This window comes from Pedobacter cryophilus, assembly GCF_005116455.1.
GTDB lineage: Bacteria > Bacteroidota > Bacteroidia > Sphingobacteriales > Sphingobacteriaceae > Pseudopedobacter > Pseudopedobacter cryophilum.
The window spans coordinates 1,208,656-1,234,066 of the sequence record NZ_SWBP01000001.1 but is presented as its reverse complement, the minus strand read 5'-3'; the positions used below and the strand labels follow the sequence as shown (position 1 = coordinate 1,234,066).

Here is a 25,411-nt window from a genome sequence, read left to right as displayed (position 1 = left end):
TTTATAGTTGCTGTGGTACCGACTTCTACGTTTGCACTATTTTTCCAAATGTAGGTTATTGTTCCAACTGCATTGTTTACTGCTCCCGCAGTTACGCTTCCGGTTGAAGTGGCGTTACAAGTGGCATCGGTTTTAGTCGAAATAGCTAAAGTTAAGGCAGCTGGTTCTGCTATCGTTACGGTGTTAGTTCTGGTGAAACAATCATCTGTTACCGTAAGCGTGTAGGTATCTGCCGGTAAATTATTTACAGTTGCTGTGGTACCGATTACTACGTTTACACTGTTTTTCCAACTGTAAGTTAATGTTCCAACTGCATTGTTGACTACTCCGGCAGTTACGCTTCCGGTTGAAGTAGCGTTACAAGTAGCATCGGTTTTTGTAGATGGCGCTAAAGTTAAGGCAGCTGGTTCTGCTATCGTTACGGTGTTGGTTCTGGTGAAACAATCATCTGTTACCGTAAGCGTGTAGGTATCTGCCGGTAAATTATTTACAGTTGCTGTGGTACCGATTACTACGTTTACACTGTTTTTCCAACTGTAAGTAACTGTTCCGACTGCATTGTTTATTGCTCCGGCAGTTACGCTTCCGGTTGAAGTAGCGTTACAAGTAGCATCGGTTTTTGTAGATGGCGCTAAAGTTAAGGCAGCTGGTTCTGCTATTGTTACTGTATTGGTTCTGGTAAAACAATCATCTGTTACTGTAAGCGTGTAGGTATCTGCCGGTAAATTATTTACGGTTACTGTGGTTCCAACTTCTACGTTTGCACTGTTTTTCCAGCTGTAAGTTAAGACTCCAACTGCATTATTGACCGTTCCCGCAGTTACGCTTCCGGTTGAAGTGGCGTTACAAGTGGCATCAGTTTTTGTGGATGTGGCTAAGGTTAAGGCGGCTGGTTCTGATATTGTTACTGTATTGGTTCTGGTAAAACAATTATCTGTTACTGTTAGCGTATAGGTGTCTGCTGGTAAATTGTTTACGGTGGCTGTGGTACCGACTTCTACGTTTACACTGTTTTTCCAACTGTAAGTTAAGACTCCAACTGCATTGTTTACTGCTCCGGCAGTTACGCTTCCTGTCGAGGTGGTGTTACAAGTGGCATCAGTTTTTGTCGAAATGGCTAAAGTTAATGCGGCTGGTTCTGATATTGTTACGGTATTGGTTCTGGTAAAACAATCATCTGTTACTGTTAAAGTGTAAACTCCTGCTGGTAAATTATTTACGGTGGCTGTTGTACCGATTTCTACGTTTGAACTGTTTTTCCAGCTGTAAGTGACTGTTCCAACTGAATTATTTATTTCTCCGGCAGTTACGCTTCCGGTTGAGGTCGCATTACAAGTGGCATCTGTTTTTGTGGATGTTCCTAAAGTTAAAGCGGCTGGTTCTGTAATGGTTACGGTGTTGGTTCTGGTAAAACAATTATCGCTGATAGTTAAAGTGTAAACTCCTGCTAGCAGATTGGTTATAGTTTCTGTTGTACCGACTTCTACGTTAGCACTATTTTTCCAGCTGTAAGTGACTGTTCCTACCACATTGTTTACTGCTCCGGCGGTTACGCTTCCGGTTGAGGTGGCGTTACAGGTGGCATCGGTTTTTGTAGATGTTGCTAAGGTTAAGGCAGCTGGTTCTGCTATCGATACCGTATTGGTTCTGGTGAAACAATTATCTGTTATCGTAAGCGTATAGGTGTCTGCTGGTTGATTGTTGACGGTGGCTGTGGTACCGACTACTACGTTTGCACTGTTTTTCCAACTGTAGGTTATTGTTCCTACTGCATTGTTTATTGCTCCCGCAGTTACGCTTCCAGTCGAGGTGGCGTTACAGGTGGCATCGGTTTTTGTTGAAATGGATAAAGTTAAGGCAGCTGGTTCTGTTATGGTTAAAGGAAAAGTCACTTGACATCCATTTACATCTTTTACATAAAAAGTATATGCTCCAGCTGTTAAGGTATTAAATTGATTGGATGACTGATAATTAATGCCATCCTTACTAAATAGATTAGTTCCTGAACCACCTGTTGAAGTTAAGGTTACTGTAGAAACTCCAGCATTACATTGTATAGCCGTATTTGATCCTGTTAAAGTAAGTAAAGTGGGTTCAGCTATAGTAGTTGTAAATGTTTTCACACAATCATTAACATCCTTTACAGTAAAAGTGTAGGTCCCTGCTGTTAAGCCACTAAAGCTATTTGAAGATTGAAATGTAATGCCATCTTTACTGTATTGATAAGCGCCTGTTCCGCCAGAAGCGGTTAACGTTACACTTGAAGTTTCTCCAAAGCATAAAATATTGGTATTCGATCCTGTTAAAGTAAGTAAGGTAGGTTCGCTTATGGTAATTAAAAATGTTTTGGTACAATTATTTGCATCCTTTACAGAAAAAGTGTAAGTCCCTGCTGTTAAGCTACTAAAGCTATTTGAAGATTGAAATGTAATGCCATCTTTACTGTATTGATAAGCGCCTGTTCCGCCGGAAGCGGTTAACGTTACACTTGAAGTTTCACCAAAACATAAAATATTGGTATTCGATCCTGTTAAAGTAAGTAAAGTGGGTTCGCTTATGGTGATCGAAAATGTTTTGATACAATTATTTGCATCTTTTACCGTAAAAGTATAGTCACCTGCAAGCAAATCAGTATAAACATTAGAAGACTGAAATGTAATGCCATCTTTACTGTATTGATAAATTCCTGTTCCGCCAGAAGTGGTTAAAGTTACATTTGAAGTTCCGCCAGCACAAAGAATAGAGGTATTGACACCTACAAAGGTTAGAGCTGACGGCTGAATGATGGTAACACTATTATTGATTACGCAGCCATTATTATCTGTTGCAGTATAACTATAAGTACCCGCTACTAAATTTTGCAGATTTGCTGTAGTTGCGCCATTACTCCAAATGATAGTATAAGGTAAAGTACCTCCTGAAAGATTAAGGTTAATTTCTCCGGTGGCCGCTCCATTACAAATAACATCAATCTTACTACTACTTAAGGTAAATGGGGTAAGCGGAGTTATAGTTATTGTCTTTGTTGAAGTACAAGAATTAGCATCAGTAACGGTAACAGTATAATTTCCTGGAGCTAAACTAGCTATATCTTGTATTGTTTGACCGGAACTCCAGCTGTATAAGTACGGTGAAACGCCGCCACTTACGGATAAGTCTATTGAACCTGCGTTAGCTGCAAAGCAGGTATTGTTAATATGTGTTTCCGTTAAAGTTAATGCCGCTGCTGGCTGAGTGATGCTGAGACTTGCAAAACCTAAACATCCGTTACTATCTGTAACTGTTACACTATAATTACCCGCTGTAACATTATTTAAATCTTCGGTAATTGCACCGTTATTCCATTCAAAAGTATAAGGAGCTGTGCCGCCGGTTAAAGTTACGTTTATGCCACCTGTTGCTTCTCCGTAGCATTTCACATTCACTCTACTCATTGCTATTGAAATAACAGGAGGCTGAGTAATTATTATGGTTTTAGAAATTGTACAAGAATTAGCATCAGTAACATTAAGAGTATAGGTGCCTGCCGCCAAATTAGATTGGTCTAAAGCTGTTTCTCCATTAGTCCAAGTAAAAGTATAAGGTAAAGTGCCTCCGCTGATGGTTACGTCAATGCTTCCAGTAGCATCTCCAAAACAATTTATATTTTGATGAGTCTCGGCTACAGCCAAAACAGCTGGCTCAGTAATTATTAGTGTTTTGGTTTGGATACAATTATTAAAGTCTTTTACATAAAATGTGTAGCTCCCTGCAATTTGGCTGGCAAAAGTATTTGATGATTGATAAGTAACACCGTCTTTACTGTATTGATAAGTGCTTGTTCCGCCAGATGCAGAAAGCGTTACGGTAGCAGTGCCCCCATTGCAAAGTATAGCTGTGTTGGTAGCTGTTAAACTTAAAAGTGATGGCTCGGTAATAGAGATAGGGAATGTTTTGATACAGCTGTTTGCATCTTTTACCGTAAATGTTTGTGCTCCTGCTAAAATTCCTGCAAATACATTTGAAGCTTGAAATGTTGTTCCATCCTTACTGTATTGGTAAGTACCTGTTCCGGCTGAAGCCGTTAAAGTAACTGTAGTGGTGCCGCCATTACATAAAATAGCTGCATTTGTACCTGTTAAAGTTAAAGCAGCTGGTTCTGTTAGTGAAGTTGAAAATGTGGTTAAACAGCCATTTGCATCTTTTACCGTAAAAGTATGAGAGCCGGCAGCAACATTAAAAATATTTGAGGTTTGAAAAGTAATACCGTCTTTGCTGTATTCATAAGCTCCCGTTCCGCCGACAGCGGTAAGGGTAACATCAGCTGTTGCACCGTGACAAAGAATATCATTATTGGCTCCAGCTAAGGTCAAAAGTGATGGTTCGGCTATATCAATTAATAAAGTTTTGATACATTCATTTCCATCTTTTACTGTAAATGTTTGCGGACCAGCTAATACTCCATTAAAAATATTTGATGCCTGAAAAACAATTCCATCTAAACTATATTGAAGGCTTCCCGTACCGCCACTAGCAGATAAAGTAACAGTGGAAGCTCCGCCATGGCAAAGAATACTGGTGTTTGTACCTGTTAGGGTTAAAGCCACAGGTTGTGTAATTGTAATTGGAAAGGTAGTACTACATGAATTTGCATCTACTACAGTAAAAGTATAACTCCCTTGAATAAGGTCTGGAAATGTATTTAGCCCCTGAAAATTAGTTCCATCAATACTATATTGGTAAGGTGCTGTACCGCCGCCAGCTGTTAATGTAACCGTAGAAGTACCTGCATAACATAAAATAGAAGTATTAATACCTGTTAATGTTAAAATATTTGGTTCATTAATGGTGATATTTCTAGTGGTAATACATCCGTTTTGATCTGATATTTTAACAATATAATTACCTGCGGCCAAACCTGTAAAACTGATTGGAGTATCTGAACCAGTAATTACCCCTGAATTGATTTGAGTAGAATAAGTAGCCCCTCCATCTGAAGAATAAGAAACCTTATACGGTGGCGCAGCATTAGCCAAAGAAGTGATAACAATACTGCCATCACTTAAATTTTTACAACTCACATTATTTTTGGTTGTTGTAATAGATAAGGGAGAGGTAATGGTAATATTATCAATAAATACCCCACAAGCTGGATTTGGTGATCCTGGGTCTATTATTTTTAAAATCACCGAATTGGTTGATGCCAATGTTGTGAAATTAATATTGCCAATTAAAGGTGTATAACTATTTGCATTAAACTCTGTAGCGGGAACTATTACGGCATTTGTTGTTCCGTCTAATATCTCAACCTGCATTTTAGAGGTAGCATTACTTCCACATCCTAAAGTTATAAGTTGAGAATAACTAAAAGTTAATGTATAATTTGAAGATGGCTTAATTGAATTGACAGTCTGTTGAAGAGAAAAATGATCAGATCCGTTATTTCTTATGAGTGCTCCTTTTGGACCAAAAATAACATATTGTTGAACCACATTAACTTTATCTGTTGCTGGATTTACCACTCCCCAACTACCAAAATATGATGGAGCGCCGTATTGATTTAAAGATCCACTACTAAAATCTCCATTTACAACAGCATTACAATCTGTAGCTGCTAAGGCATTAATATAAACATCTTCAGCAGACTTAGTGACTAATTCGCCATTGTAGTTTGTCCCTGGAACATCTGAAATTCCTCCGGTTTCATAATTAGTATTGCTCCCTGCAAATGGGTTATCATTAGCAGTAATTTTCCTAACGGGATTAACGCTGGTTCTTGTGGGATCTAAATAAGAGGCTTGAGCGCTTGCATGATAAATCCCACTAGGAATATTTGAGGCTATATTTACCAAAATAGTAAATTCCACATAATCTCCAGGAGAAATATTATAAGATCCTAAAGTAATATTGCCTGTAGCGCCAACCGTAAAAGCCGGAGAAGTTGGCCCGGCTACATCGCCTGATAAAGTGGCTGATATAGTACTTAAACTAAAGCCATAAGGCATCAGAAAACCCACATTTACATCTCCTGCGTTTCCGCCGCCTATATTATTGGTAACCCTTAATTTATAAGTTGCAGTAGTGCCTGCGGCTCTTGCACCAGCTGCACCAGCATTTAATTCGGTTAAAGTAACATCTAAAATAGGGTAACAAATTGAGCCTCCTCCTTGCAAATAAGAAGGTAAATCTGATGTGATAAACGAAGTAACATTTCCGTCAAAACCATTTGCTGCGCCATGGGTAATTCCGGCTCCGTTATTAGCTTTACCTGCTATTCCTTTTTGGGCATCACTTAAAATAGTAGCCGATGGTACTTGAGTATAAATTTGTCCGCCACCGCCACCGCCACCTGGCCCATGCTCATTACCTGCATCATTTTTGGTATTTCCTCCATTGCCACCTTTAGCTTCTAATGTTAAATTAGCGGTTGGACTAGCAGCCAATGATCTCACAAAAATACTTCCACCAGCGCCACCTCCTCCGGCACCATCTGGACTAGAGCCAAAAGCCCCAGCTTGCCCAACGCCACCATTTGATTTAATAACTCCTACTCCGTCTATTTTTTCTACATTAATTAAAATAATTCCACCACCAACACCCCCTTTTACGCCAGAGGTAGCATTATTAGCATCACCGCCTCCGCCGCCACCACCCATAATTAATCTGGATACATCTGCAGGAATTGAACTTCCGGGTCTGCCAGCACTTGTTAGAGGACTTAAATTTCCACCACCGCCTTGCCAACCTCTTCCACCAACGCCACCAAAACCACCGTTTCCACCACCACCACCACCAGCATTATGATCATTTCCTGCACCACCAGCATTTGCAGGAGCTCCTCTGCCATAAGACCCGCCAGGAAGACCTTCTGCCAGGTTATCCACCTGATTAAAACCATCCCACATGTATCTGGGCGTACCCGCAATTCCCTCTCCTTTTCCTACAGATCTTGTAGAGCTGGATAGTGCTGCATATACAGAGTTGGTATTAGTTCCAGAAGTGGCAACAGGACCATATCCTCCTCTAAAACCTCTTTCTGAAGCATCCACTATAAAACCGTTAAACTGCATGGTTCCGGCTACATCAAAAGCAATAAGTCCTCCAACACTTCCATTATATGGAGGCGTAGTAATGGTAGAATTTAGAATCAAATTTGAATATTGAGGTACTCTAACCACTTGAAATCTGCGTTGACCTCTAGTTGCTGTAAAATCTGCATTGGTATAAGTATTTACTGCGCCAGAACCTGCGCCAGCTCCCCTAAAAGTCAATACGCCTCCTGTTAAAGGAACGTTACTTGTGGCTACTACGTATTCAAATTTTCCTGAAGTACCTAAACCAGTATAACCTGTTCCCCCTAAACCATCAGCACCAAAAGTGGCAAGCCCGCTTCCATATACATTACTGTTGGTATAATCAAAAGTGGCATCCTGCATTTGAATAATCAGAATTAAATCACCAGATTTTATAGGCGTAACCCCATAACTTAAATTGTAATTAGGATCATTTGGAGGAACTGCCAGTAAAGTGAGCGTTTTACTTCCGGCAACTAAAGATGCCGTTGAGCCGAGTGGGAAATAAGTGTTTACTGGCGGTACTGCATTTTGAGGACCATCAATTCCTGATGTGCCACAAACCTGCGAATCAGCATTTTGGGTAATACAAAAAAACAATAAGAAAATCAGAAATAGCTTTCTTGATAAAAAAAGATGAGGAAAATTAAAATAGCTTGAAATAACCTGATAAAGATTAGATCTATTAAATATCCCTGAAACTTTAACAGACGGCATTTTAGGACTATGAGTCATCTAAAGCTATTGATTTTAAAATAATTTGATATTTAGAGTATTGAAAACTCCTTAATGATCCTTTCGTTTTACGCTGTTAAAAAAACTTAGTTACAAATTATAAAACAAAAAAGCCCAGCATTTCTACTGAGCTTTTCAAAAATATTTATTTATTTAATTATTGTGGCAATAAAACTCTATCTATCACGTGTACTACTCCATTTGTGGTTTGAACATCTGGAATGGCCATATTTGCAGCTGTAGAATTTCCTCTTCCTTTAACAGTTAAATAACCGTTGGTATAAGCGCCTAAAGTAACTACCTGATCATTTAATGCAGTAATTGTTCCTGCATTTAGTTCTGAAGTAAATTTACCGCCACCGCTTAAATTAAAAACATGAGTTAATAATACTTGAGTAACTGTTGCTTTTGGTAATTTTCTAATATCAGAAGGTTGGTTTAAAGGAACTCCTAATAATTGACCTAAATCTCTAAAAGCCTGGTTTGTTGGTGCAAAAACTGTATACTTTGCATTCGCATCAGACAAAGCGCCTGCTAAATCACAATACAATACCGCTTCTAATAAATAAGTTAATTCTGGATTTACAAACCCTTTACCTTCTGCAAAGAATATGGTTGTTTGCGCAATGTTAGCCCCTGAAGCTAGTAAAACTCGGTCAATAACATGGATAGTTCCATTATCTGCTTTTACATTGGTAGCTAAAATTTTGGAACCATTCACAAAAAATTCTCCGTTTCTATTGATTATTCTTTTAGTTACTGGTGTTGCTGGCGGTGGAGTAACTAATAAACTAGAAACTGATGCTCCGCCAGTTAAAGACGTTTGTAACGTATTGCCATTATTAACATGATACAATAAAACGTTAGTTAAAAAAGATTTTTGTAAAACGTTTAAATCTTGAGGATTAACTAAACCTAGTTTAGCAAATGCATCATTTGTTGGAGCAAAAACTGTAAAAGCACCAGATGGGTCTCCTGCATTTTTATTAGATAAAACTACGGCTACACCACCTCTAATGGCTGCTGCTTCTAGTTGGCTAAAGCCCGGCATGGTAACCGCAACTTGTGCAATTGTAGGACTTACATCACTGTCTTTCTTACACGCTGTAAAACCAAACGCTATAAATAGTGCAATTGCAGCTATTGAAAATTTCGAATTAAATGGGTTAATATTTTTCATTTCTATTTTTTTAAATTAAATAATGATTGTGTTATTTCCGATAAGCAATCATTTTCAACAAACTACGAGTAAAACTTTTGTATAGATTTTATGTTTCAAAAAATAAAATAAAAAAATAAAATCCAGAAGTTGTTAATATTTCGTAATTCTGTCCGAAGATGCAATTTAACAACGCATAATAAAAGTAAAAAAATCCGATAAGCAACATTTTATTAAAATTGACAATTAAAATTTAAAGCAACCAAAATGAAGATATTTACAAAAACAGCAATATTAAGTACTGGATTAATCTTAGGATTAACGGCAGGTTCTTTTGCACAAACTCCTTTAAGTGGATTTATGCAAGGTAAAAAAGGTGGAGGCGTTTCTTTTTCCTTAACTCATGAAAATTATAAAAAAGTGTTCTTATTTCCTGATGAGATAGATGAAACTCCTATTTTCAAAAGCGTATCTACTAACAGTTTTAATGTTTACGGTACTTATGGCTTATCAGATAAGTTAGATGTGGTTTTCAATGTTCCTTTTGTGCAAACCGTAGGAAATGGTAATCCAGATGTATTACGTGATTTAGGTTATTCTAACGAAAAGGATGGCGCACAAGACCTTTCTGCATTTTTAAAATATGAATTTGCTAAAAAAGGAAATCTTTCTTTACAAGGATCTTTTGGGGTAACTACTCCAATGAGTGATTATAAAGTAGATGAAGGTTTACAATCAATTATTGCCATTGGAAACAGAGCTACCACTTTTAATGCAATTGGTTTAGCTCATTACAAAGCAAGCAATGGTTTATTTGCTACTGGTCAGTTAGGGTATAGCTTAAGAAGTACCGAAGTTCCAGATGCAGTTTTAAGTCAGGTTAAAGTGGGTTATGCCTCTAATCGTTTTTACATTGATGGATATATTGGCAACCAAACCTCTACAGGTGGTGTTGATATTTTAAGAAGCGGATTCACAGGTTTTTTTCCTGCTACTAAGGTAAATTACACTAGAGTTGGTGGAAGCATTTATGCTCCAGTAGATCCAAATATTGGAATTGGAATTGGTGGTGGCGCCGTAGTTGCAGGCAGAAACGTAGGTAAATCTTACTATGCTACAGTAGGTGTAACTTATAACTTTATCTACAGAAGCTTAACTAAATAAGTTATTCTTTTTTATTGTTAAAACGGGTTGTCCATTTGCATGGATAACCCGTTTTTTTGTGGCTTGTGATTAGATTTGTCAACTCTCTTATACTTTGGCTAGAGAGTTGACAAATCTTGGAGCCAGCCCTATTTTATTTTCACTTTATTTCCTATCAACTTAAAACTTCTTCTAAAATAACATGAGATTTGATTTCGCCCATGCTGTCAATATGTAAAGAATAATAATCAATCACTTTTTGGAGTAAATATTTTCTGGATGCTGAGTTTAGCTTAATTTCTAAAAAATCATCCATAGAGTTGCGGAGAATTTGCAACCAATCTGCTAGGTATTTTTCTTCAATAAAAAAAAGATGTAATGGTTGATTATGTACAAATACGCCATTTTTTAAATCGAAAAAAGAGGTGGAATCTGCATAGCTAATATCTGGATAAAAACCTAAAAACCGAGTGAGTTTCATCAAAAATATTAAATGAAAATTTGCAATTCCTTTTTCGCTATGATCTAATAATTCTATGCTTTTGGCAATAAATTCAAACATAATTTCATCTTCATGCTCTTGCTTTAAAGATTTATAAATCATTTCATTGATAAATAAAACCAAAGAACTTTTTACAATATCATAAGGAATACTTTGCAAAATAGGTTCGCTGCGAGCATCAGAAATTCTTTGAATAGTGCCGTTAGGTTTATGATAAACCACCAAATCTAAAATGTGCAAAGGTTGCAACATATTTAGCCTGATTTTAGCTTTAGGCTTTTTTACCCCATTAATAAGGTAAGATTGTAATCCGAATTTTTGCGTGAAAATTTTAGCAATGATACTATTGTCTGCATAATCTGTAGTTTTTAAAACTATTCCCCGGGTTTTATGCAGCATTATCTTACAATTAAAATTTTAGAAACGGCGGTATCAGTCCCATCTGGGTTTACAATTAAAACCAAATAAATGCCAGAAGAAGCTTCCTCGCCGCTAAAGTTTTTTCCATTCCAAGTGGCTTCGCCGCCGTTAGAAATAGTTTCATAAACTAAAACCCCGTTAATATCAGTAATTTTAACATTCGCTTTTTCGCTTAAGCCTTTAATACCAATGGTTCCGTTAAAACCTGGCCTCACTGGGTTGGGGTAAACGGTAATTTTATTCATTTTATTAACCGGTTCTGTTGCATCTCCTTTATAAGAAATAATTCCTGCCCCTGTCCCAAAAAAAACCTCCCCGCTTTGGCTGTCAATGGTAATGGTTACTACTTTATTGCTTAAAAGCGGACTGTTATCTTTATTAAAAAATAAGATTTGTTTGGTTCCATCAGCACTAAAAAGCCAAACGCCATTATCAGTACCAATCCATTTTCTGTTTGCGCCATCAACAGCAATACAATTGATGTTTTCGGCACTTAACAATGGTCTTAAAAAACCACCTTCCACAACATTAGGAATATCGGCATTAAGCCCCGAAAAGATATTTTCTGTATCATAAAAAATGGCTACTCCTTTATTTGTTCCTACCCAAACGGCATTCTCTTTATCTAAAATTAAAGCATTTACATTACTTCCGGGTATGCCGCCATCATTAGTAGTAAAACCGAGTTTTTTATATTTTGTACCGTTAAAAACGATAATTCCCGAGTTTCTTAATTTTAACCATTTGTTATTATTCTGATCTATCAATAAGCCGCTGACTTCTGTAAAAGGATTGATCAAAACATCAGGGAAACCAAAAGCTGTCCATTGGCCTGATGCAGATTTTACAGAGAGTGGTTGCGTAACCCCATATTGCGAAACCCAAAGGTTATTTTCTTTATCTAAAACCACTCCGTTTACACGGATAGAAGCTGGATCGCCGATGGTAGTTTGCAAGCTGCTATTATTTTGATTATAAATTTTTAGCGATTGATCTGCACTAAATTCTACCAATCCGTTAAAATATGAACCTAAATATTTTTTTTGATTGCTGATATCTTCTGTGGCTGTAACCACATCTCTTATGGGCGCAAAAGCTGGAATGTTAGTGCTGCTAAAACTTGTCCAACCTTCGTTTTCAAAAACAGAAAAACCATCATTATTAAAAGTAGGCGCAAAAGTTTCGGTAATAGCACCTGGAGAAAGAATTATTTTTCCATCAAGATATTTAAGTTCCTTTACAGCGATGGTATTTGGACCATTAGGTAAAATATTGCTAAACGAAGTTCCATTCATTGTTTTCACCAATCCCTTTTTCCCATCGGCAATTAAAACAGATTGATCTTGATCTAAAATCACATCGTTAGCTGAGGAGAAATTAGCAGTGTTTTGAATGTTTTTGCTGATATTTTCATTCACATCATAACTGATAATTCTGAACGGTGCGATGGTTAAAAGCTTGTTTTCGCTCACTCTTAATGATTTTACATCAGTACCAAAAATTTGGGTTAATTGCCAGCCCGTATCTTTAAATTTATAAATGCTATTGCCAAAAACGCCATAAATAAAGCCATCAAAACTCGCTATAGAAGTGCTTATTCCTCCGGGATAAGATTGGGAAACACCATGCTTTGTCCAGGAATTAAAATCTGCTAATAAGGGGTTGTTTAAACTGGCTTGATAAAGCCCATCAGCAGTGGTGGCAAATATATTTTGCTGCTCTATAGCAATTTTGTAGATCTCTAAATTGCTGCCTCCGTTACCAATAAAGTAAGTGTCTTTCACCTCTCTTTTGAGGAGATCATAAACTACAATTCCAAATCCACAGCTTAAATAAGCCAATTCATTTTTAAAAGTAATGGCATTGATGCGCTTATTTCCTAAACCTGTTTTATCAAAAATATCTGTTAAATGGTAAATTTTATCTCCGCTTAATAAATCAATATTAGAGTTTTCATAAGCCACCATTAATTGATTGGTGGTGGCATTAAAGGCTAATGTGGCTACATTAATTTCGGCTAAACCATCTATGGTTGATAGTTTTTTAAGCTCCCCAGCGGTTTTATCTAAAGTGAAAATTCCGCCTTTGGTACCACAATAAATTTCTTGGTCGCCCGCATCAATAGATACTACTGAATTATAGGGTAAATGCGTTCGCCATTGGCCAATAGGCACCTGCTGACCAAAGGTTAATAAACCACAAAAAAAGCATCCCAAAAACAATGAAATTCTAAGCATCTTCACGCTTCTAAATTACGTAAATTCCTAAAAGAAGATAAGTAGAAATTTGGAGTCATCTCTTTTGGAGTTTAAAAACAAATCAGAAACAAAACTATGTGGATTTATTTATCCCAATTTATTCTTAATAACAGAAAACTCATTCTCGCTTTCTTTTTGATGAGTACTTTATTTGCTACTTTCCAAGCTACAAAAGTAAAACTAGCTTACAACCCCGGTAAAATATTACCAACCACCGATTCTACTTATATTAAATACGCTGCATTTAAAAAGAAATTTGGAGAAGACGGCAGCGTAATGGTTTTAGGCATACAAACCCATCAATTATTTAAAAAAGATTTTTTTAATGCCTGGTTTAAACTTCATCAAAATATTAAAAATATAAAAGGGATACAACAAGTAATTTCTTTGGCCAATTTGGTAGAATTAAAGAAAGATACAGTAAATAAAAAATTTATTCTCAGCCCTTTAGTTAGTAATTCCATTAAAAACCAAGCCCAATTAGATAGCGTTAAGCAAACCTTATTAAATCTTCCTTTTTACAAAGATTTCTTATTTAATGCCGATAAAAACGCCAGTATTATGGCCATTACTTTTGATGATAAAACACTAGTATCGGCAAACCAAATTAAAGTAATTAATCAAATTCATAAGCAGGCGGAGCAATTTGCAAAACAAGAAAAAATTATAGTCCATTATTCGGGTTTACCTTATATAAAAACCGTAGTTAGTGGTTTAATAGCCAAAGAATTCACCCTGTTTTTAGGCCTTTCTATTTTAATATCGGCTATTATTTTGTGGTTGTTTTTCCGCTCATTTTATGCGGTTTTATTTCCTGTTCTGTTTGTTTTATTTGGGGTAGTTTGGAGTCTGGCTTTAATGGAATTGTTAGGTTTCGAAATCACTTTACTTACCGGCATCATCCCTCCTTTAATTGTGATTATTGGTATTCCAAACAGCGTTTTAATCATCAATAAATACCAATCTGAATTTATTAAAAATCAGCATCAACAAAATGCATTAAGCATCACCATTGAGAAAATTTCTATCACCACATTTATAGCCAATTTAACAACTGCTGTGGGTTTTGGCGTTTTATATTTTACGCAAAGCGATGTGTTAAAAGAATTTGGAATTACTGCCGGTATTGGTGTGATGTTTACCTGGATGATTTGCCTTTTTATGCTCCCCATAATTTTTAGCTTTTTACCTGCTCCAAAAATTAAAACCGATACAAAAAATGAATGGCGCATTTTAGATTGGCTTTTAAACAAAGTTGATGCTTACGTTCATCAATACAGAAAAAGCATTTATTACGCAGTGGGTTTTATTACCGTTTTAGCGTTTATTGGAATTTCTAAAATCAATATTAATGGCTTAATGGTTGATGATTTACCTAAAAATGACCCGGTTTATCAGGATTTAAAGTTTTTTGAAGCCTCTTTTAATGGCGTTTTACCAATGGAAATTACCATAGATGCAAAGAAAAAAAATGGCATTATTAGTCTATCAAATATCAAAAAAACAGACCGTTTAGAACAACTTATCTCCTCTTACCCTGAGTTTAGCAGGTCTATTTCTTTAACCAGCGTACTTAAATATTCATCGCAGGCTTTCTACAATGGCAATCCGACTTTTTACCGCATCCCAAACGATATGGAGAAAAATTTTATCCTACTTTACGCCGCCAATTCAGGAAAGAAAAACAATATGATGCAAAGTTTTTTAGATAAAGACAGGCAGGTTTCTCGCATTACATTTCAAATGAAAGATGTGGGCTCAAAACGAGTAAATGAACTTTTAAAAGAGTTAAAACCAAGAGTCGATTCTATTTTTAATCCAGCCAAATATCAGGTAGAATTTACAGGCCCTATAGTGATGTATGTGAAGGGAAGCAACTATTTAGTGTCTAATTTAAGAGACAGTTTGTTGTTAGCTATTTTACTCATAGCTACTATTATGTGGGTTTTATTTAGAGGTTTTAAAATGATTATCATTTCTATTTTACCAAATCTTATCCCTTTATTAATAACCGCCGGTTTAATGGGTTATTTTGGTATTCCGTTAAAACCGTCTACCATTCTTATTTTTAGCATTGCATTGGGAATTGCATCAGACCAAACCATTTACTTTTTAACCAGCTATAAACAAGAATTAAAATTAGGGAACCAAAGCATTTCGCAAATTATATCTAAAACCATTAAAGAAACAGGCTTTAGCATGATTTATACGGCAATTATTCTATTTTTTGGATTTGGAGTTTTTGCTTTCTCTACCTTTGGCGGAACAGTAGCTTTAGGAACTTTATTGGCCATCACTTTAGTTTTAGCCATGCTTTTTAACCTTATTTTTTTACCTGCTTTATTGCTAAGCTTTCAAAAAAACAAGTGATTTTAGAATTTGATTAAAATTAATTTCTGCTCTTATCTCCATACCTTCTAAACATAAAGAAAACATATAAAGCCAAAGCAACAGATAAGGTTACTAAACCCGCACCGGTTACAAATTTGCCGTAATCTTCATTATAAAAGTAAAGCCCAGCCCCTATTGCGGTAATAACTATCCCTATTTTAAATACCGGAATTGATTTTCTTAACATTAACATGCTTATCGTAATTTAACTAAAACTAAACAAATACCTCTCCAAAAAACAGATTTCTCTATCGCATCAGGTATCGTTTAGAATTTCATCATTAAAAAAAACATCCCATTTACTGTCAATTTATTAGGTTAAAAAATTAGCCCATTAAATGAGCTTTTATATCGGTTTTTTCAACTCAAATGCGTAAATTTGCAACCTTAATTTTTGGAGAAAAGCGCTGATGTACAAAGAATATAAACAACTTAATTTATCACAAATAGGCAAAGAGGTTTTAGCGGGGTGGAAAGCCAACAAAATTTTCGAAAAAAGCATACAAAACAGACCTGATTCTAAACCTTATACATTTTTTGAAGGTCCACCTTCAGCTAATGGAATGCCGGGTATTCACCATGTAATGGCCCGTTCTATTAAAGATATTTTTTGTAGATATAAAACTTTAAAAGGCTTTCAGGTTAAACGTAAAGGTGGTTGGGACACCCATGGTTTACCTATAGAATTAGCAGTAGAAAAATCTTTAGGCATCACCAAAGAAGATATCGGAAAGAAAATTACTGTAGAAGAATACAATGACGCTTGCCGTAAAGAGGTAATGCGTTATACCGATGTTTGGAATGATTTGACCGAAAAAATGGGTTATTGGGTTGATTTAGAAGATCCATACATCACCTACAAAAACGAATACATAGAATCTCTTTGGTGGATATTAAAACAACTACACCAAAAAGGATTTTTATATAAGGGATATACCGTACAGCCTTATTCTCCAGCTGCCGGAACCGGATTAAGCTCTCACGAATTAAACCAACCTGGTACTTATCGTGATATTAAAGACACTTCTATTGTTGCGCAATTCAGGTTAAAAACAGATCAAATTCATCCTTTAATCAATGTTTTATTTGAAACACCAGAAGAAGATACTTCAATAATTGCCTGGACAACCACACCCTGGACTTTACCTTCTAACTGTGCTTTAGCTGTTGGCGAAAAAATTACCTACGTAAAAGTTAAAACCTTTAACCAATACACTTTTTTACCTACAAGCGTAGTTTTAGCGAAAGAGTTAGTTGCTAAATATTTTAAAACTGAAGGTCAAAATGCTTCTTTTCAGGATTATAAAGGTGGCGATAAAGTAATTCCTTGGGAAATAACCGCCGAGTTTTCTGGAAAAGATTTAATTGGTTTGCGCTATTGGCAATTAATGCCTTATGATGGCACCACTAATGAAGATTTAGAAAAAAATGCATTCAGAGTCATTCCCGCTGATTTTGTAACTACTGAAGACGGAACTGGAATTGTGCATACTGCTTCTGTTTTTGGAGCCGACGATTTTAGAGCTTGTAAAGAAAATAACGTCCCATCTGTAATGGTGTACGACGAAAAAGGCAACGAATTTCCTTTGGTAGATAAGCAAGGTAAATTTGTAAAAGAAGTGACCGATTTTGCCGGACTTTATGTGAGAGAAGAATATTATAGTGATGCAGAAAGAGCGGAAAAAGACTTTAGAGGGACAGATGTTTTAATTGCCATTAAACTTAAAGAAGATAACAAGGCTTTTGACGTTAAAAAATACGAACACAGTTACCCACATTGCTGGCGAACTGATAAACCAATTTTATACTATCCATTAGATAGTTGGTTTATTAAAACTACCGCTGTTAAAGAAAAATTAGTTGCCCTTAATAAAACCATTAACTGGAAACCAGAAAGCACCGGAACCGGGCGTTTTGGTAATTGGTTAGAGAACTTGGTGGATTGGAATCTTTCTCGCTCAAGATACTGGGGCACACCTTTACCAATTTGGAGAACCGAAGACGGTACCGAAGAAAAATGTATTGGTTCTATTGAAGAGCTAAACCAAGAAATTGATAAAGCCGCTGTTTTAGGCTTTATGCCGCAGGGTTTCCGTTTGGCAGATATGCACCGCCCTTTTGTAGATGATGTTGTTTTGGCTTCCGCCGATGGAAAAAAGATGTTTCGTGAATTAGATTTAATTGACGTTTGGTTTGATTCTGGCGCCATGCCTTATGCACAATGGCATTATCCTTTTGAAAACAAAGAAGCATTTGAAAGCGCTTACCCAGCAGATTTTATTGCCGAAGGTGTAGACCAAACTCGTGGTTGGTTTTTTACTTTGCATGCCATTGCCACCATGTTAAGCGAAGCCAGTGAGGATATAAAAGCAGTCAATCAAAAAAATAACAACCCTGGAATTGCCTTTAAAAATGTAATTTCTAACGGCTTGGTATTAGATAAAAACGGCAATAAAATGTCTAAACGTTTAGGCAATGCTGTTGATCCGTTTTCTACCATAGAAACTTATGGTGCTGATGCTACCCGTTGGTATATGATTTCTAATGCATCACCATGGGATAATTTAAAATTCAATTTAGAAGGCCTAGATGAAGTTCGCCGTAAGTTTTTTGGCACTTTATACAATACCTACGCCTTCTTCTCGCTTTATGCCAACATAGATAAATTTACCTATGCCGAGGAAGAAATTGAATTAGCCAACAGACCAGAAATTGACCAGTGGATCATCTCTTTATTGAATACTTTATCTAAAGAAGTAGATGAGTTTTACAACGATTTTGAACCTACAAAAGCAGCAAGATCTATCCAAAACTTTGTAGATGAGCATTTGAGTAATTGGTTTGTACGCTTAAGTCGTCGCCGTTTTTGGAAAGGCGAATACACCGAAGATAAAATCTCGGCTTACCAAACTTTATATACTTGTTTAATTACCATCAGCAAATTAATGTCGCCAATCGCTCCATTCTTTTCTGATAGGTTGTTTCATGATTTAAATGCGGTAACCAAAAAAGAAAACATCAGCTCGGTTCACTTAGCCGATTTCCCAGAATACCATCCAAACTTGGTAAATAAAGCATTAGAAGAAAGAATGCAACTGGCACAAGATATTTCTTCTATGGTACTTTCTTTACGTAAAAAAGTAGGCATAAATGTTCGTCAACCATTAAGTAAAATCTTGCTTCCGGTTTTAGATAAAAAATTCAAACACAAAGTAGAAAACGTAAAGGAATTAATACTGTCAGAAACCAACATCAAAGAAATAGAGTACATTACTGATACAGCGGGCATTATCAAAAAGAAAATAAAACCTAATTTTAAATCACTAGGGAAAAAACTAGGTAAGGATATGAAAGTGGCTGCAGATTTGATTAGTAATTTTAACGATAGCCAAATATTAGCATTTGAAGAAAATGGTTCGGCTGAGATTACTGCTTCCAATAATATTTACACCATTTTGCCAGAAGATGTAGAAATTATTGCTGAAGATGTACCGGGCTGGCAAGTCACCAATTTGGGCAAATTAACAGTAGCTTTAGATGTTACCATTTCACAAGAATTAAAAGAAGAAGGTATTGCCAGAGAAGTGATTAACAGGATTCAAAATTTAAGAAAAGATTTGGGTTTTGAGGTTATAGATAAGATAATTGTTACCCTAGAAAACAATCAGGTGATTGCTAAAGCAGTGGAGAATAATTTATCTTATATTTGCGCCGAAACTTTAGCTACCCGCTTAGAAATGAGCGATAACCTAACGCAAGCAGATACCATAGAAATAGAAGAAACAAAATTAATGATCTCTATAAAGAAGGACTAAACATGGAAAATAAAACTACAAAAACACGTTATTCTGATTCTGAATTAAAAGAATTTAAAACGCTGATTACTGATAAATTAAATAGCGCTAAAGAAGAATTGGCCTCATTAGCTAACTCATTAAGCTCCCCAAATAAAAACGGTACGGATGATACCGCCGGTACTTATAAAACTTTAGAAGACGGTTCGGCTACTTTAGAAAAAGAGCAATTGAACCAATTAGCTGCTCGTCAGAAAAAATTTATCGAGAATTTAGAAGCTGCTTTAGTACGTATAGAAAATAAAACTTACGGAATTTGCCGAGAAACCGGAAAATTGATTCAGAAAGAAAGATTAATGGCTGTTCCTCACGCTACTTTAAGCATGGAAGCTAAATTAAAACAATATTAATGAAGGGTTATAACAAGCCAATTATTGCCATCTTATTTATTTTACTGGCCGATCAAGCTTTAAAAGTTTGGGTGAAAACCAACATGTTTATTGGGCAAGAATTTCATCTGATTAAAGATTTGGCCATTATACATTTTACAGAAAATAACGGAATGGCCTTTGGAATGGAGTTTGGCGGCGAAGCCGGAAAACTAGCCCTTTCCCTATTCAGAATTTTGGCTGTTGGTGGTATTGGTTACGGCTTACATCATTTAATTAAGTATAAATATCATCGTGGCTTGGTTATAAATGTGGCTTTAATATTTGCCGGTGCTTTAGGAAACATTATTGATTCTGTTTTTTATGGGGTAATTTATAATTACGAAAAACTTTTCCATGGCCGAGTAGTAGATATGTTCTATTTCCCATTGCTGCAAGGAAATTTCCCAACTTGGTTTCCGGTTTGGGGTGGCGAAGAATTTATATTTTTTAGACCAGTATTTAACATTGCCGATGCCTCTATTTCTATTGGTGTGATTATGATATTAATTTACCAAAAAAGATATTTTAAAGAAGAAATTAAAGAGCAACCCTCGCTCAATAGCGAAGTAGTAGAAGATTAAACATAAAGGAGACCTAAAAAATCTCCTTTTTTGTTTTGGAGAAATAAGGCATAACAACAACCTCCATTACTGGTTGCAATCTACTTCATTCCCATTCCTTATCCAAAGAGCTCATTTAAGCTAATCCTCAAACTTCTGATAGACTAAAATATATTCTGTGAAATAATCTCCTCTAATTAGTTGGGATAATGAGATTATTTTATACTTTTAGAATATCTATTATGAAAAAAGTTTCTTTAATTATCCCATTAATATTTTTGGTAAATACGGTATTTTCTCAATCTAAATTTGGTTTTAGAAGTGGAGGCGGAATATACTTTGATACCTTTAACGCCAATTTACTGTCATCAAGTGCTGATAATACATCAGCTCCAGAACTTAGTATTTTCGGTAATCCATTGCCACGAGTAAATGATGTTGAAAACAATAAAGTTTATACTGATTTTGGAATAAAGCAAGAGGCATTTTATAAATGGAATAAAAAAAATGAAATTAGTTTCTCATTTACCTACATTAAAAAACCCAGAGCTTATAATGACTTAGCTGAACTTTACTGGGGAGAGAATGAAGACCATCGTGAGATTTACTATCAATTAGTTTACAGCCATAAATACTGGGAAAAAAATAAGTTCTCCTTTCAAGCGGGTATTGGTATTGCAGTTAATAAACTTTACGTTTCTAGAGCTGTATATGATATAGATAAAGATGCCAATGGGAACTATTTTATTGTAGGTACTGATTTTTATACCTCAGGAAAGGACCCAAAACAGTTTGACTGGGGTTTCCCTTTAAAGCTTCAATTAAATTATAATATTTCCGAAAATGCGGCAATAGGTTTAAATAGCGATATTATATATCTTTTTCAGTTAGGCATCAATAATATTTCTATTGCGCCTACTATTCAAATCTCATTTTAAACATAAAATTATAATGATAAATGCAAAAACATTTTGCTGCTTATTTGCTGCTATAATTATTTCAAATCATCTTGCAGCCCAAAGCAAATTTACCTATGGTTTAAAAACAGGCATACAATTTAGCGATGCCAAACTTTACGAATTTCGTGATCCATTTCCTTTTTATAAGTATGATAACATAGTAACTGCTATGTACGGAGGAACAGAAGCCACCGAAGCTTTATTTATAGGTTTAAACTTTGATTATGCACTTATTAAAAGCAATAGAATTAAACTAAGTGGAGAAATTATATACAACAGAAAAGGGTATGAGCAAGTAGATATTTTAGAACAAAGCACACCTGAATTTCCTAAATACAGAATATTAAAATCATATATAGACATTCCCTTAGGTTTAAAAATAATGCCCTTCAAAAATAGTGGCTTTTATATCTCACCAAGTATTAATAATGCTTTTATTATCTCTGAAAAAACAGTTTTCCCTATTGTTAATAATAACAGTAGCGAGTTTGAACAAAGAAGAGCTAGAGCAAATACCAGAGAAATAAATCTCACAGGTTTTAGAATAGGAACAGGTTGGGAATTTAAAAAACTAAATGCTAGTGTTTTTTACATGACAGATAAACATTATGAATATGTGCAATTAGGCTTAGGTTATCAATTGAGTAAATAATGAGAAAAATCATCTTAATAAAGAGAGAAATTCAACAGAGATAAATTTCAGTTAAACATACTTGAATTCCGGTAAACTAATTTTTGATAAGATTATTTGATTTCCATTTGCTTGCCTTTCCCATAAAGCTTGTGCATCACCAATACATGCGGCAGCGTAATTAAGGAGAGCAAAATGAAAGAATGCCCAATATTAAAACTGAAAAAATATACATAAAAGGCAAAACCTAATAAAGATATTAAGCTAAAGGGAAGCATGGCTAAAAAGAAATCAATCGTTTTCTTTTTGTAAAAGGTGGTATAAAAATTTACTTGGTGTTGGGTTGATTGTAAAGCATGCCAAAGGCAAAAAACCACAATAAAGCCAAATAGTAAAGGGGTAAAAAAATACCAAAAACTTACTAAAATAAGCTGTAAAAAGTATTTTAAAAAATATTGCTTTTGGTAAATAAAAATGCTTCCTAAATACGTTATGGCAAAACCCATCAAACTCAAAATTTGCCAAACACTTAGTTTCTCTAATTTAAATTCAAAAATTAATTCGTTAAAATTACCCTTTCCAATCATTGATTTAAAAATGAGTAAGGCTTCATCAAAATGTAAAACAACAGGGAAAGTCAACAATAAAATTCCCCATAAAATAGAAGGTAAATACCAAACTTTCTCGTTCTCAAAATTTGACTGTCCAAAATGATGGAATGAAACAACAAAAAATAATATGAGCGCTGCTAGAGGCAAAAAATGCCAAAGCACAACGTATAAACCTATTATTCCTAAATAAACACCCAAAAACTTAAACATCCCTAACCAAGTCTGATCTTCTCGGTACAAATGATCATTAGCGCCATGCGGAATACCCACTAAACACAATAGAATACCTGCAGAAATGGCTTGTAAATTGGCCCCAAAGTCAATAAAATACAAAAGGATAAGTAATACCAACTGCAAAATCATTTGAACGGTAAATAATTTAGAGTTGATGTAGGACATAGCTTATTTGAAAATATATTTAACCAACGACTTTAAAAAAAGGAAGATAGGTAATTTAGAAAAAATGCCTATTTCTTCCCAAATATTAGTTTCCTCATCTAAAAATTTTAAAATTTTTGGCGTAGACTGTGTTTTAAAAAGAGTCTCGAATACTTCTTTTCCTCTTTCTCCTTCCGATGCTAAAATCTGCAACAGCAAAGTATCATACAATCTAAATCTCCAAGGCCTAAAATGTGTGGGTAGTGGTAAATTTTTACTCAGCGCAAAAGCTAAATCATCTGCGTATTTGGCCATTCTTTTAAAACCATAACCAGAAGTTGGCTTTATAGCACCAGCAATTGTCCCTAAATAAATAACCGACTCGTTTTGTGGTAATACTTTTCTTTTGCTATCAAAATGGGTAGTCATGGGGATGGCGCCTATTTCAACTTCTTCAATTTGGTAAGTAGTATCTTTAGTGTCAACATACTTTTTTAAAATAGACTCGGCTTCAGCTACAGCTAACTTTGTTTCGCCAAATCTGGTCATCTCTACTAAAGCCTCCGTTTCAGAAAAAGGCAATTCGTACATAAATTGGGTATGTCCATTTTGAGGAATATTAAAATTCATCATCGTCATTTTAGCTTGATCAAAAACAGGTTGTTCTGTTTTAATTCTCCAACCCACAAAAGATTGCCATAATAAAATAGGCTGATTATTGTAATTATTTAGATAAGCTTTTAATGCATTGGATGAAAAAACATCTTCTTTATTAGGCAAAGCCGATAGAAATAATTGATCAGTTTGCCATGACGCATTAATGGTTTTAACCGTAACACCATCATTGGTTTGATAAGATTGTAAGGAGGAATAAAGCCAGGTAATGTTTACACATTTTTCCAATTCGGCTTTCATCTTTTGATAAAAATCCTGACTTCTGATATGATAATAAGTGTATGGAAAAATACTTCCTTTTTGGGAAAAGCTATATGAATTATGAGAATAAGACCAAGTTTTATTAGCCAATTGACTGGGAAATAAATCTTCCTTAGCCCAGTAACACCAAGTTCTGTCGTTGGTTTTTTGCGTGTCTTCTTCCACAATAATTAGTGACTTATTTTTTAATAAACCATGCTTAAAAAGGGAATATGCCATCCACAAACCAGATGCACCTGCGCCAATAATGGTGTGATTATAAAAATTTAAGAAGTTATTTTGCATCAAAAAAACTCAAAATTTGGAGGCTTAAAATAACAAAGTCAAGGTATAATTATATAAACTATACTTTGACTTTGATTTTTAAATTTTCTTATCTCGATTAATATCGAAATATTATGCTTTTAACGCTCTTGCTTTAGCAGTTTCAGAAATAGCTACTGAATAAATTACTAAACCAAAACCAATTTTGTTAATTGCATCAGCTAAGTTGTAGAATAAGTCAATTGAACTTACCTCAAACGCTCCTGCTAATAAATTACCTGGTAATACCATGTAACCAATTGGGTAAATTGACCAACCTAAAGTAATGAAGATTTTTAACAAGAACATTGCTCTTGCTAAAGCAGGACTGTTAGACTGCTTAGTTAATTTAGCTACATCACCAGCAAATACTTCATACACAATGTACAAATAACCTAAAGTAGAAAGTATTCCCCACATTATGTTGTTATCAATACCTGATGTTTCACCAATAAAACCAAAGATTAACATCGCTGCAGAACCTAAGATTAATTTAAATAAGGTTGCACCTTTTGCGCCAAATGGCTTAGTTAATAAGTAAAATTCCACACACATCAACGGAACGGTTAATGTCCAATCTACATAACGGAAGGCAGTTGGGCTATCACCTGTTGCTAAGTAAAAATCTCTCATGTAATAATAATGTACAGCTGCAATACCTGTAATTAATCCCGAGACCAAAAGAGAAATTTTCCATTTAGGATCTACTGAACCTCTTTCGAAAAAGAAAAATACTGAAGATGCTAACATAGCCATGTAACCTATAAAAAAGGTTATTGCTATTGGGTCACCATTAATAATGCGGTCTAACCCTGCTGAATCCCCTGCTGGGATTGTCAAAAAATTTAATGTAGGTAAGTTCATAAAATTTGTTTTTGTTTAAGATTTCGTAATATAAGTTAAACAAAAGGTTGTAGACAAAGTTTTAAAAGTTTGATGATTATTTACTTTTACGAAAACTATAATGCAGACATCGTTTGCTTATCTAAAAATTATTATTTTCAATAGCAGATTATTATTTTATCAAAACGAAATGATTTTTTTTGCCTATAAAAACAAATAGACACTCATTATCAAATGTTTAAAATCAATTAATAAATTGTCAATTATGAAAATGGTAATTATTAGTCTGTAGATAGATATTATTA

Annotated in this window: 14 protein-coding genes and 1 pseudogene; 7 read left to right on the top strand and 8 right to left on the bottom strand. The window is 35.1% G+C overall.

Annotated features, from left to right (window positions below):
- Together FA046_RS05220 and FA046_RS05215 are read right to left on the bottom strand one after the other, a co-directional pair.
- A pseudogene (locus FA046_RS05220) lies at positions 1–7,787 on the bottom strand (hypothetical protein); the annotation flags it as partial.
- Positions 7,788–7,944: 157 nt separating this feature from the next.
- A complete protein-coding gene (locus FA046_RS05215; protein WP_136825284.1) occupies positions 7,945–8,967 on the bottom strand; it encodes a fasciclin domain-containing protein in 1,023 nt (340 codons plus the stop codon).
- 246 nt (positions 8,968–9,213) lie between these two features.
- Here FA046_RS05215 and FA046_RS05210 point away from each other — a divergent pair, with 246 nt between their 5' ends.
- Entirely contained in the window at positions 9,214–10,110 is an 897-nt protein-coding gene (locus FA046_RS05210; protein ID WP_136825283.1) for a hypothetical protein, read from the top strand.
- A 154-nt stretch (positions 10,111–10,264) separates the two neighbouring features.
- Here FA046_RS05210 and recO read toward each other — a convergent pair whose 3' ends face one another.
- Both recO and porZ read right to left on the bottom strand, forming a co-directional pair.
- The gene (gene recO, locus FA046_RS05205; protein ID WP_136825282.1) at positions 10,265–10,990 is read right to left on the bottom strand and encodes a DNA repair protein RecO; all 726 of its coding nucleotides are present in this window, start codon (positions 10,988–10,990) and stop codon (positions 10,265–10,267) included.
- Entirely contained in the window at positions 10,990–13,248 is a 2,259-nt protein-coding gene (porZ, locus tag FA046_RS05200; protein WP_136825281.1) for a type IX secretion system anionic LPS delivery protein PorZ, read from the bottom strand. The genes recO and porZ overlap by 1 nt, the downstream gene beginning before the upstream one ends.
- Positions 13,249–13,407: 159 nt before the next feature.
- On the opposite strand from porZ, the gene FA046_RS05195 reads away from it, so the two are divergent.
- Positions 13,408–15,639 carry an efflux RND transporter permease subunit gene (locus tag FA046_RS05195; protein ID WP_225870880.1) on the top strand — a complete coding sequence of 744 codons (2,232 nt, stop codon included), beginning with the start codon at positions 13,408–13,410 and terminating at the stop codon, positions 15,637–15,639.
- A 19-nt stretch (positions 15,640–15,658) separates the two neighbouring features.
- Here FA046_RS05195 and FA046_RS05190 read toward each other — a convergent pair whose 3' ends face one another.
- Positions 15,659–15,853 (bottom strand): hypothetical protein, encoded by a 195-nt coding sequence (locus tag FA046_RS05190; RefSeq protein ID WP_136825279.1) that lies wholly within the window; start codon positions 15,851–15,853, stop codon positions 15,659–15,661.
- Positions 15,854–16,070: 217 nt separating this feature from the next.
- Here FA046_RS05190 and ileS point away from each other — a divergent pair, with 217 nt between their 5' ends.
- The 5 genes from ileS (at position 16,071) to FA046_RS05165 (ending at position 22,056) form a co-directional block, all read left to right on the top strand.
- Complete coding sequence (gene ileS, locus FA046_RS05185) at positions 16,071–19,475, top strand: isoleucine--tRNA ligase (RefSeq protein ID WP_136825278.1); 3,405 nt, start codon at positions 16,071–16,073, stop codon at positions 19,473–19,475.
- Positions 19,476–19,477: 2 nt separating this feature from the next.
- Positions 19,478–19,864, top strand: coding sequence for a TraR/DksA family transcriptional regulator (locus FA046_RS05180; protein ID WP_136825277.1), 387 nt, complete (start codon positions 19,478–19,480; stop codon positions 19,862–19,864).
- Positions 19,864–20,466, top strand: a complete 603-nt coding sequence (locus FA046_RS05175; RefSeq protein WP_136825276.1) for a lipoprotein signal peptidase — start codon at positions 19,864–19,866, stop codon at positions 20,464–20,466. Before FA046_RS05180 ends, FA046_RS05175 begins: the two co-directional genes overlap by 1 nt.
- A gap of 221 nt (positions 20,467–20,687) precedes the next feature.
- Positions 20,688–21,383 (top strand): hypothetical protein, encoded by a 696-nt coding sequence (locus FA046_RS05170; protein ID WP_136825275.1) that lies wholly within the window; start codon positions 20,688–20,690, stop codon positions 21,381–21,383.
- 13 nt (positions 21,384–21,396) lie between these two features.
- Complete coding sequence (locus tag FA046_RS05165; RefSeq protein WP_136825274.1) at positions 21,397–22,056, top strand: porin family protein; 660 nt, start codon at positions 21,397–21,399, stop codon at positions 22,054–22,056.
- Between the two features lie 92 nt (positions 22,057–22,148).
- Here FA046_RS05165 and FA046_RS05160 read toward each other — a convergent pair whose 3' ends face one another.
- The 3 genes from FA046_RS05160 to FA046_RS05150 all read right to left on the bottom strand — a co-directional run bounded on the left by FA046_RS05160 (position 22,149) and on the right by FA046_RS05150 (position 25,127).
- On the bottom strand, positions 22,149–23,045 hold the full coding sequence (locus FA046_RS05160) for a Brp/Blh family beta-carotene 15,15'-dioxygenase (RefSeq protein WP_136825273.1): 897 nt from the start codon (positions 23,043–23,045) through the stop codon (positions 22,149–22,151).
- Between the two features lie 3 nt (positions 23,046–23,048).
- The gene (locus FA046_RS05155) at positions 23,049–24,245 is read right to left on the bottom strand and encodes a lycopene cyclase family protein (protein ID WP_136825272.1); all 1,197 of its coding nucleotides are present in this window, start codon (positions 24,243–24,245) and stop codon (positions 23,049–23,051) included.
- Between the two features lie 111 nt (positions 24,246–24,356).
- Positions 24,357–25,127, bottom strand: coding sequence for a bacteriorhodopsin (locus FA046_RS05150; protein WP_136825271.1), 771 nt, complete (start codon positions 25,125–25,127; stop codon positions 24,357–24,359).
- Between the last annotated feature and the right edge of the window lie 284 nt (positions 25,128–25,411).